Source organism: Brucella tritici (assembly GCF_902825325.1).
In the GTDB taxonomy this organism is placed as follows: Bacteria; Pseudomonadota; Alphaproteobacteria; order Rhizobiales; family Rhizobiaceae; genus Brucella.
Genome location: NZ_CADEAR010000004.1, coordinates 275,295 through 286,418, shown reverse-complemented (window position 1 = coordinate 286,418; position 11,124 = coordinate 275,295). Strand labels below are relative to the sequence as shown.

Genomic DNA, 11,124 nt, shown 5'->3' with positions numbered 1-11,124 from the left:
TAGGCAGACGTCAAATTATTCCCACTCGATCGTGCCAGGCGGCTTTGAAGTCACATCATAGACAACGCGATTGATGCCACGGACCTCATTGATGATGCGGGTTGCCGCATTGCCAAGGAAGTTCATGTCGTAGTGGTAGAAATCGGCCGTCATGCCGTCCACCGAAGTCACGGCGCGCAGCGCACAGACGAATTCGTAGGTACGACCGTCGCCCATCACGCCTACGGTCTGAACCGGCAACAGAACAGCGAAAGCCTGCCAGATGGCATCGTAGAGGCCAGCCTTACGGATTTCATCCAGATAAATCGCGTCGGCTTCGCGCAGAATCTCGAGTTTCTCTCGCGTAATGCCGCCCGGGCAGCGGATAGCAAGACCCGGTCCGGGGAATGGATGACGACCGATGAAGCTGTCCGGCAGGCCAAGTTCCTTGCCGAGCAGGCGTACTTCGTCCTTGAACAGTTCGCGCAATGGTTCGACGAGCTGCATCTTCATGCGCTCCGGCAAACCACCAACATTGTGGTGCGACTTGATCGTAACCGAAGGACCACCGGTAAACGAGACACTTTCGATCACGTCCGGATAGAGTGTGCCCTGCACGAGGAAATCCGCACCGCCGAGCTTCTTGGCCTCTTCCTCGAACACTTCGATAAAGAGGCGGCCAATCGTCTTACGCTTCTTTTCAGGATCGGTTTCGCCTTCCAGCTCACCGATGAAACGATCAGCAGCATCGACGAGAATGAGTGGCAGGTTATAGTGTTCGCGGAACATTTCAACGACCTGCTGCGCTTCGTTCTTGCGCATCAGCCCATGGTCAACGAGAATGCAGGTCAGCTGATCGCCAATAGCTTCATGCGCCAGAAGCGCCGCAACGGACGAATCCACGCCGCCGGAAAGCGCGCAGATAACCTTCCCACTGCCGACCTGCTTACGAATTGCCTCGACAGCCTGCTCGCGATAGGCACCCATCGTCCAACCCGGCTTTACGCCGACGATACGATGAACGAAATTCTGCAATAGCTTGGCGCCATCCGGCGTATGCACGACTTCCGGGTGGAACTGTACGCCGTAATATTTGCGCTTCTCGTCAGCGATGACTGCAAAAGGCGCGTTTGGCGAAGTACCGATAATGGTAAAACCATCGGGCAGCGATGTAACGCGGTCGCCATGGCTCATCCAGACCTGATGGCGAGTGCCCTTGGCCCATATGCCTTCGAAGAGAGGGCTATCTTCCTGCACATCCAGGAAAGCACGACCGAATTCGCGATCATGGCCACTTTCCACCTTGCCACCCAGCTGGGCGCACATCGTCTGTTCGCCATAGCAGATGCCGAGGACCGGAATGCCTTCTTCGAAAACGGCCTGGGGCGCACGCGGCGACCCAATATCAGTCGTCGAATGGGGGCTGCCTGAAAGGATAACGCCTTTCGGCTTCAGCCGCTTGAAAGTCTCTTCCGCAGACTGGAAAGGGACGATTTCACAATAGACGTTGGCTTCGCGCACGCGACGCGCAATCAGCTGCGTAACCTGGCTGCCAAAGTCGATAATTAGGATTGTGTCGGGATGTGCCGTGGTGCTCATGTGCAGCATCTATTTAAAAAGTGACCGGGATGCAATGCCTATATGGGTTATAGACGCCATGCTCAACAAGTGCGTTGCCAAAAATCGACCTATACTGACATACCATTGTCAGGAGCCGACAAGAGACCATCCGCGATTGCAGCCTCCAGTCGCTCGACCGCTTGGGCCAGTTTTTCATCGATAATGTGCAGATACTGTGTCCAGTCCCCGACATGCTGCAACTCGCTTGCACCATCGGAGATACCGCGAAGCCCAATAAGCGAAATTCCTGCAAGCTGGCATGCGCGTAGACAGGCATAGGTTTCCATATCGACCATATCCGCATCAATCGCCGCATAGGCTTTGCCGGAAACGATATTCGCACCTGTTGAAAGCGATGCGGCAGAGATTTCCGGTACGGAAACCGGGAGTTCGATCACTTTGGGAAGATCGAGAAAAGGCGTCGCGCCTTTTTCAAACCCAAGCGGCGAAGCATCCATATCGCGATAGGAAACGGAAGATACCTGGAACACTTCCGCTTGCGGTAGTCTGGCTGAGCCTGCAGAGCCGAGTGAAACCACAAGATCAGGCTTTTCTCCCGCCTGCATCAGAGCTGCAAGAGCATAGGCGAGATTGGCAGCCGCCTCGACCGGCCCTACCCCGATCATGACCGGCGTGAAGAGCTTCGCCAGATGACGCCCATATTCGGCATCAACAGCCACAACGTAGAGCAGACGCTTTCCGGCGACAATTTTCATCATCCCTGCAGGCCTTTTCTGTCCTGCACGACCATCATTGTTCCGGTCATTGTTGCGATCAGGCGCACTTCTGTGTCGGTAACCGCAAATGCCTGTCCATCACTAACCATGATGGTACGACCGGGTTTGGTGACCTCACCGCGAAAGAGGAACCGCTCCCCTTTGCCTGGAGCAAGCAGATTCACTTTGAATTCGATAGTCAGTACTGCCGCATCGGAAGGCATCAGCGTCAGCGCAGCATAGCCGCAGGCAGAATCGAGTGCGGCAGAAATCATGCCTGCATGCAAAATGCCGTGCTGTTGTGTCAGCTCCTCACGAAACGGCATTTCGACTTCAACGATACCGGGCTCACACCGTGTCAGTTCAGCGCCGATCAGCTTCATGGCCGCCTGCCGACCAAAGCTTTCCTCGACGCGCTCTTTAAAATCCGGTTCTGCTACACGATGCGCTGACATCGTCTCCCCCGCTTTATTTTGATCTTTGCAGAATGCTCACATAAAAACCGTCAGTGCCAGTGGACAATGGCGAAAATACCGCACCATGCGACGGAAATACCGGCTCCACTTCACCGGCATCGGCAACAATTGTGTTCCAGATCGCCTGTGGCGCGACCTCCGAAAAATCAGCGTTATCTGTGAGAAACCTCGCAACCTGTTGCGTGTTTTCTTCCGCAAATAGAGAACAGGTAACATAGGCAAGTCGCCCACCCGGTTTCACATAATGCTTGGCAGATTCCAGCACTTCCTTCTGGTCCTGAACGCGCCGCTCAAGCTGCTGGTCGTTCAGCCGCCATTTCGCATCCGGGCGGCGGCGCCATGTGCCGGAACCCGTGCAAGGCGCATCAGTCAGAACGAGGTCCATCTGCCCTGTGAGCGGGTCGAGTGCATCGAGATTTCCATGGACCTGCGTATTGCGCACCCCTGCACGCTGCAGTCGCTCATGCATCGGCGATAACCGGGAGCGTTCCGCATCATAGGCGTGGACTTGACCACTATTTTGCATCGCAGCAGCCAGAGCCAATGTCTTGCCACCAGCGCCAGCACAATAGTCCAGTACCTGCTGGCCTGGTGTGGCACCAGCAAAGAGCGCGGCAAGCTGTGATCCCAAATCCTGAACCTCAAACCAGCCGTCGAGAAAGGCCTGCTCGCCCTGCACATTCGGGTGGCGGCCAAGTGCTTCAATCGGCGGTATGCGCAAGGCTTGCGCAAGGAATGGCGCCGGTGCAGCGCCAGCTTTTTCCAAGGCCGCAAGCGTTTGTTCAGGCTTGGCCTTCAAACTGTTTACGCGCAGATCGACGGGTGGCCGTGTTGCCAGTGCCCTACCCTCATCCACCCAGCGCGCCCCGAAAAGTTCCTCCAGCGAAGATGCGCACCATTCGGGCACATCCGCCTGAACATGGGCTGGCGCTTCGGTGACATCCCTGCTTTCCCAAGCAATACGACGCAGCTGCTCCAGCACGTGCGGCGCAAACTTATCTCCATCGAGAGCGGCATCAACAGCAACAATATCCATGCCGCCATCGGCCAATAGCGCGCCAAAAGCCAGAGCGCGTGCATCGTCGGCGTCCATTCGCCACGCGATGGACAGTTTGCGGCGCAGTGCATCATAGACGATATTGCCAATCACAGCGCGGTCACCCGCGCCTGCGAAACGATGGGAAGCGCCCCAATCCTTCAGCACGTCTGAAGCCGGACGCGTGCCCACTTCAATCTGATCCAATACCTCGATAGCCGCCTGCAGACGTCCGCCAAGCCGCATTGTGTCTCCTTCTCGAATGCCTGCTTGGGCATAGCCTTCCTTGGAGGGAAAAGGCAATCGGCAAATCAAAACAAAAAAGCCGGAGCGACGAGCTCCGGCTTTCTTTCTATCTTATGACAGCGGTTTATTCAGCCGCCGTTGCCTCTTCATTAGTGGCAATCGTGTTGGCTTCATAGCCATGGGCATCCTTCAAGGCTTTACGCACGCCAGCCTCATAGTCGGGATGGATCAGCTTGAAGTGACCGAGCTGACGCTCGACGATGAAGCCCGGAACCCCACCCATTGCCGCAGCGATATTGGAGAACAGGCGTTGTTTTTGTCCGTCATCGAACAGATTAAACAGGGCCCGCGGCTGCGAATAATCGTCATTACCAACACGATGGTCATAACGAGCAGCATCGCCTGAGATACGCAGCGGCGGCTCCTTGGCTGACGGCTGTTCAACCGGACCATTGAACGAGTTCGGCTCGTAATAAGCATCTGGATTGCCGGTCTTGATCCCGCCATAGACATTCATCTGACCATCGCGGTGATAATGATGAACCGGGCACTTCGGCTGGTTGACCGGAATGCTTTCGTAATGTGTACCAAGGCGATGACGATGCGCATCCGCATAGGAGAAGATACGCGCCTGCAACATCTTGTCGGGTGAATAGCTGATACCCGGCACGATATTCGACGGCGAGAAAGCCGCATTTTCAATCTCGGTGAAGTAGTTCTCCGGATTACGGTTCAGCTCCATGATACCGATATCGATCGGCGGATAGTCTGCATGCGGCCAGACCTTTGTGAGATCGAACGGATTGTATGGCGTCTTGTCGGCATCAAGTTCCGGCATGATCTGCACCTGAACCTTCCACTTCGGGAAATCTCCCTTGTCTATGGAGGTGAACAGGTCTTCCTGCGTGGATTCACGCGTACGGCCAATCACATTCTCGGCTTCTGCATTGGTCCAGTGCTTGTGACCTTGCATGGTCTTGAAATGGAACTTGATCCAATAGCGCTCGCCAGCATCGTTCCAGAACGAATAAGTATGAGAACCATATCCGTTGATGTGACGCACATCGGTCGGCAAACCGCGATCCGACATCAGGATTGTCACCTGATGCAGGCTTTCCGGCGAGAGCGACCAGAAGTCCCACATCGCAGTCGCCGAACGCAGGTTTGTCTTGGGATGACGCTTCTGGGTGTGAATGAAATCCGGGAATTTGACCGGGTCGCGCACGAAAAACACGGGTGTGTTATTGCCGACCAGATCCCAGTTGCCTTCCTCTGTATAAAACTTGAGAGCAAAGCCGCGTACATCGCGCTCGGCATCAGCGGCACCCTGCTCGCCGGCAACGGTCGAGAAGCGCGCCAGCATCGGCGTCTTAGCGCCTGGCTGCAGAGCCTTGGCTTTGGTGTATTTCGAAATATCGCCGGTAATGGTCAGTGTACCATGGGCACCCCAGCCCTTGGCGTGGACAGCACGCTCTGGAATGCGTTCGCGGTTCTGATGGCTCAGTTTTTCAATGAGCTGATAATCCTGCATCAAGAGAGGGCCGCGCTCGCCCGCACTCAGGGAATTCTGGTTGTCCGGTATCGGAGCGCCTGCACTCGTCGTCATTGTCGGGCGATCTGCCATGGGAATTCCCTCCTGAAAAAGCCAATATTGGAATACGACTAGCCTTGCTAGAAGCACGACACGGTTCGTCCGCGTCATGCCGTGGCTAGGTAACGGGCTCAGATTAGACCTATTCCAATCATAATCTCCAATTGCTTTTCCGATTATTTTTGATAACTTTTTCTTATCATGTTTACAGTACGTCAGATGCGCTATTTCGAAGCGCTTGCCACCACGCTGCATTTCCGCAAAGCCGCACAATTGGCTCATGTGTCCCAGCCCGCGCTTTCAGCTCAGATCGCGGAAATGGAGGCCGTTGCGGGTGCACCGCTTTTCGAGCGCTCTCAGCGACAGGTAATAATGACGGAGCTTGGCAGGCAACTTTATCCAGGTATCAAGACAGTGTTGCGTGAACTCCATGCACTTGAGGAAATTGCCGCGCAAAGCCGGGGGTTGCTGCAAACACGGCTACGACTGGGTATCATTCCAACCGTTGCACCCTATTTGGTTCCGGTGCTCATCCCACTTCTGCGCGAACGGCATCCGTCATTCCGCCTCCAATTGCGGGAAAGCGTAACCGCCAAACTTCTTGATGAGCTGCTTGCGGGTGAAATCGATGCGCTTGTCGCTGCCCTTCCCATTGACGACGAGCGGCTCGCCCAAAGAAAACTGTTCGATGATCGCTTTCTGATAGCGACCTCCACCAATGATCAAACGGTTTTGGCTTCACCGATGACGCAGGACAACGTTGCTATCGACCGATTACTTTTGCTGGAAGAAGGGCATTGCATGCGAGATCAGGCATTGGCCGTTTGCTCGCTACCATCGCAACGCCAGCTCGTAAAATATGGCGCCACCAGCATGACTACCCTTTTACAAATGGTGAGCCATGGCATGGGCTTTACACTCATTCCAGAAATCGCGGTGCGTGCTGAAGCGCGCAGTAATCATATGCGCATCGTGCCTTTTAAAGGCGAACAACCGAAGCGGGAAATTGCTTTGTTCTGGCGAAGACAGAGCATGCGTCGGCAGGATTTTCTAGCCCTCGCGGACTGTATCACTGAAAGCGTAAGCGGACTGAAAGTAGGCCACGATGATCTCTCTGTCCTGAAGTGACCGTCCCTCACACTCTTAAGGCTGCATTAAGTTTGGAAACATAGCCACTCAACGTTTTGATTCTGAAACCTATTGCCTGGAGGGGATAATGAGGTGGTCCGATTTGGCGGCCTATGGTGTGGTCTTTTGCCTGAGCTTGACTTATTTCGCGGTGACGAGCGACAGTTCGCGCTCTTCAATTACGCCGCGTACAAACCACGCCATCGCTAAGAATAATGCAACCGTACCGCAGAATGCGGCGACGTCTGCGAATACGGGAAACGTTTCTGCAAAAACAGCGGCGGCCGAAGACGCTGCCTGGGAGATACCAGATCCCGACACATTGCCTGACGATGCGTGGGGACGAATTGTGCGCTATGGCCACGATCTGATTACCGAGACTTATGCGCATATGGGTCCAGAAGTGGCTGATGAAACGAAACGTTTTGCAGGTAACAATCTTTCCTGCCAAAGCTGCCATCTGGAAGCCGGAACCAAGAAATATGGACTACCTCTCGTTGGTGTCTACGGCGACTTTCCTCAGTACCGCTCGCGAGAAGGTCAGGTCGGCACGATTGAAGATCGCGTCAATGGTTGCATGACCCGAAGCCTAAATGGCACAGCGCTGGCCATCGATTCCCCGCAGATGAAAGCCATGGTCGCCTATATCAAATACGTCTCTGCAGGGACTACTGTTGGCGAAAACACCAAAGGTCGCGGCTCTGGAAAGATGCCGGAACTGAAACGCCCGGCCGATCCGGTGCACGGCGAGAAACTCTATGCCGAAGTTTGCGCCGCCTGTCATGGAGCGGATGGTCAGGGCAAACGGGTCGGCGTCGTGGGCGATGCGAAAGGCTATGAGTTTCCGCCGCTCTGGGGGCCGGATAGTTTCAATGACGGCGCAGGCATGAACCGGCTGATCTCAGCGGCAAATTTCATTCACGCCAACATGCCGAACGGCGTATCACTTGACGAGCCGCAATTGGAACCGGAAAATGCATGGGACATTGCCGCCTTCTTCCAGTCGAAGCCACGTCCAGCTAAAGCAGATTTGGACAAGGATTTCCCAAACCGATTGGAAAAGCCTGCAGATGCTGGCTACGGCCCTTATGCCGACAACCTGTCCGCACAAACGCACAAGGTTGGTCCCTTCGATGAAATCCGCACAGAAATTAAGAAGTTGAAGGCCGTAACCAACTAAAGATAAAAAAAGGCGGCTTCAATCGAGTCGCCTTTTTCCATTCGTGAAATCTAATGAATTACATGCCGCCAGGATAGTTTGGGCTTTCGCGGGTAATGGCAACGCCATGCGAATGGCTTTCACGGAGACCGGCATTGGAAATCCGCACGAACGTTGCTCTCTCACGGAACTCTTCCAGTGTTTTGGCGCCAACATAGCCCATGGAGGCACGCAAGCCGCCTGCAAGCTGATGAAGAACTGCGGAAATCGGCCCCTTATAAGCTACCTGCCCCTCGATGCCTTCCGGTACAAGCTTCAGCTCATCGCGCACTTCCGCCTGGAAATAGCGATCAGCCGAACCGCGCGCCATGGCACCAACCGAGCCCATACCGCGATAGGCCTTGAACGAGCGACCCTGATGCAGATAAACCTCGCCTGGGCTTTCTTCCGTACCGGCCAACAGCGATCCAGCCATCGCTGCGACTGCTCCGGCAGCCAGCGCCTTGGCGAAATCGCCCGAGAACTTGATCCCGCCATCAGCGATAACAGGAATATTCTGCTTCTGCGCGGCCTCAACGGCTGACATAATGGCCGAAAGCTGCGGAACCCCGACACCGGCGACGATACGCGTGGTGCAGATGGAGCCCGGCCCGATACCCACCTTGACAGCATCCGCTCCGGCATCAATCAGTGCCTGCGTACCGGCAGTCGTTGCCACATTGCCCGCAAGAATGGCGACATTCGGATAGGCTTTCTTGATACGGGCCACAGCGTCGAGAACGCGCTGCGAATGACCATGCGCCGTATCCACGACCAAAAGATCGACACCTGCTTCAATCAAACGTTCGGCGCGCTCGTAACCGTCCTCGCCGACGCTCGTTGCAGCAGCCGCCCGCAGGCGCCCCTGGGCGTCCTTGGCGGCATTCGGATTAAGCTGCGACTTTTCAATGTCCTTGACCGTAACGAGACCGACACAACGGCCTTGATCGTCGACAACGAGAAGCTTTTCAATGCGATGAGCGTGCAAGAGACGCTTTGCTTCGTCCTGATTGACGTTCTCACGAACCGTAATGAGGTTCTCGCGAGTCATTAGTTCGTGGATTTTCTGCTTCGGATCAGAAGCGAAACGGACATCGCGATTGGTCAGGATGCCGACAAGACGGCCTGGGCCCTTGGTAGCATTTTCAACGACCGGAATACCGGAGATTCCATGCGTCTTCATCAATGCCTGAGCGTCGGCAAGTGTAGCGTCCGGCCCAATGGTGACCGGATTTACGACCATACCGGATTCGAACTTCTTGACCTGACGGACTTCTTCCGCCTGACGTTCCGGCGTCAGATTGCGGTGAATGACGCCGATGCCACCAGCCTGTGCCATCGCAATGGCCAGACGGGATTCCGTCACCGTATCCATAGCAGCAGAAAGAAGAGGAAGGTTAAGCTCGATATCCTTCGCGATGCGCGTGCGCAGATCAACCTGCCCCGGCATCACTTCGGAATGGCCCGGCTGCAATAGCACATCGTCGAATGTGAGAGCGAGAGCGCCAGTGGGCGATTCCACGATTTTAGCCATTGCCAATTCCTTTGCCGATCTTATCGAATGAGAAAAGCCGCCTCTCCGGAATAGGTCCGGGAGCAGCGACGCATCTGGTTTGCTAGGTTGAATTGGCACCGGCTGGTAACACGGTTATGACCAAATGGAAAGCCTTTTGCTGACAAGTTTCAGTTACCGATAAGGATTTGCGTGATAAATCTCTGTACGTCGAAAACGGGCAGCAGCAGATTTGCAGGGGCAAAGTGAGAAAATCCTATAGACGCGTTCCGCTTGTCAGACGGTCAAAAGCCATGTGGATGTCGCCGCATGTCTGGAAACCACGGCTGGTCTTCTGGTGCGGCGCATTGGCCATCGGTCTTATCAGCGTCTGCTTTGCAGAAGCCGCTGACATTGCGCAGGATTGGTTCAAGACACTAACAAGTGGAAACAGTTGGCGGGCATGGCTCCCCCTGCTTATCACACCGGTCGGGTTTATGGCCTGTTCCTGGATTGCCTTATCCTGGTTTCCAAATTCTGGAGGCAGTGGCATTCCGCAAGCAATTGCCGCACGCCACTTGCACGATCATGAAGATCGAACTCTTCTGCTTTCGCTCAAGACCGCAATCGGGAAAATCGTTCTCACTCTCGCAGGGCTTTTTAGCGGTGCTTCCATCGGACGCGAGGGCCCGACAGTGCAGATTGGCGCATCCATCATGATGCAGTCTGCGCGTTTCGGTGGCATGGAGCAGGCACGCGGCCTCATCCTTGCAGGCTCTGCTGCAGGTATCGCCGCAGCATTCAATACACCTCTGGCGGGTGTCGTGTTCGCGATCGAGGAGATGGGACGCGCCTACGCGGCCCGAACCAACGGCCTTGTGCTGTCCGCTGTCATTCTCGCTGGTCTCGCCTCGCTTGGTCTTGTTGGAAACTATAATTACTTCGGACTGACCACCGTTACGGCTTCGACCGGCAAGGATTGGGTTTTGGTTATTGCGTGCGGTATAATCGGCGGAGCATTCGGGGCAGCCTTTAGTGCGCTCGCACTGGAACTGGGACGCCGCGCGCGACGTCGTGTTCAAAAAGCCCCACTTCGCAATGCCGTGCTTTTCGCAGGAATTTGCGGCCTCCTCGTCGCAATCATCGGCATTGCATCCGGCGGATCGACCTTCGGTGCAGGCTACGATCAGGCACGGAGCGCTGTCGAAGGGCTGGCTCTTCCGCCTCTCTACTTTATCGCGAAGTTTCTTGCCGGGCTCCTCTCCATGATTTCGGGAATACCGGGTGGGATATTTGCGCCGTCTTTATCGGTCGGCGCGGGATTGGGCAGCACAATCGGCCTTGTTCTTGGAACCAGCGCCAGCCTTGCTGCCGTTCTCGGCATGGCGGGATATTTTGCCGGTGTCGTGCAAGCGCCCATGACGGCATTCGTCATCATTCTGGAAATGACCGGCAATCATAACAATGTCATTCCACTCATGTGTGCATCAATGCTTGGCTATGGCACTGCGCGGTTGATTTCTCACGAGCCACTCTATCATGCCCTGTCACGTGACTATGTGGCCGACGTTCTGCGCCAGCGCCGGGCACGCGAAAAGAATACGCTCTCTCAATAGAGCAAAAATGGAGGAGAAAACTGTTC

Annotated in this window: 9 protein-coding genes; 3 read left to right on the top strand and 6 right to left on the bottom strand. The window is 55.3% G+C overall.

Features of this window, described 5'->3' with window-relative positions; genetic code table 11:
- Positions 1-15: 15 nt before the first annotated feature.
- From guaA to katA, 5 genes are all read right to left on the bottom strand, one after another.
- A complete protein-coding gene (gene guaA, locus HWX93_RS07970; RefSeq protein ID WP_176037062.1) occupies positions 16-1,578 on the bottom strand; it encodes a glutamine-hydrolyzing GMP synthase in 1,563 nt (520 codons plus the stop codon).
- An 89-nt stretch (positions 1,579-1,667) separates the two neighbouring features.
- Positions 1,668-2,318, bottom strand: coding sequence for a 5'-methylthioadenosine/S-adenosylhomocysteine nucleosidase (locus HWX93_RS07965; protein WP_176037061.1), 651 nt, complete (start codon positions 2,316-2,318; stop codon positions 1,668-1,670).
- Positions 2,315-2,770, bottom strand: a complete 456-nt coding sequence (locus HWX93_RS07960; RefSeq protein WP_010661020.1) for a PaaI family thioesterase — start codon at positions 2,768-2,770, stop codon at positions 2,315-2,317. The genes HWX93_RS07965 and HWX93_RS07960 overlap by 4 nt, the downstream gene beginning before the upstream one ends.
- 13 nt (positions 2,771-2,783) lie before the next feature.
- Entirely contained in the window at positions 2,784-4,073 is a 1,290-nt protein-coding gene (locus HWX93_RS07955) for an RsmB/NOP family class I SAM-dependent RNA methyltransferase (RefSeq protein WP_176037060.1), read from the bottom strand.
- 124 nt (positions 4,074-4,197) lie between these two features.
- Entirely contained in the window at positions 4,198-5,697 is a 1,500-nt protein-coding gene (gene katA / locus HWX93_RS07950) for a catalase KatA (protein ID WP_176037059.1), read from the bottom strand.
- 168 nt (positions 5,698-5,865) lie between these two features.
- Between katA and HWX93_RS07945 the strand changes: the two genes are divergently transcribed.
- Both HWX93_RS07945 and HWX93_RS07940 read left to right on the top strand, forming a co-directional pair.
- Complete coding sequence (locus HWX93_RS07945; RefSeq protein WP_176037058.1) at positions 5,866-6,792, top strand: hydrogen peroxide-inducible genes activator; 927 nt, start codon at positions 5,866-5,868, stop codon at positions 6,790-6,792.
- An 88-nt stretch (positions 6,793-6,880) separates the two neighbouring features.
- Positions 6,881-7,972: a c-type cytochrome gene (locus HWX93_RS07940; RefSeq protein WP_176037057.1), complete on the top strand. Its 1,092-nt coding sequence runs from the start codon at positions 6,881-6,883 to the stop codon at positions 7,970-7,972.
- A gap of 58 nt (positions 7,973-8,030) precedes the next feature.
- On the opposite strand, the gene guaB is transcribed toward HWX93_RS07940, so the two are convergent.
- The gene (gene guaB / locus HWX93_RS07935) at positions 8,031-9,524 is read right to left on the bottom strand and encodes an IMP dehydrogenase (protein ID WP_176037056.1); all 1,494 of its coding nucleotides are present in this window, start codon (positions 9,522-9,524) and stop codon (positions 8,031-8,033) included.
- Between the two features lie 224 nt (positions 9,525-9,748).
- On the opposite strand from guaB, the gene HWX93_RS07930 reads away from it, so the two are divergent.
- The gene (locus HWX93_RS07930; protein WP_176037055.1) at positions 9,749-11,098 is read left to right on the top strand and encodes a chloride channel protein; all 1,350 of its coding nucleotides are present in this window, start codon (positions 9,749-9,751) and stop codon (positions 11,096-11,098) included.
- The last annotated feature ends 26 nt before the right edge of the window (positions 11,099-11,124 follow it).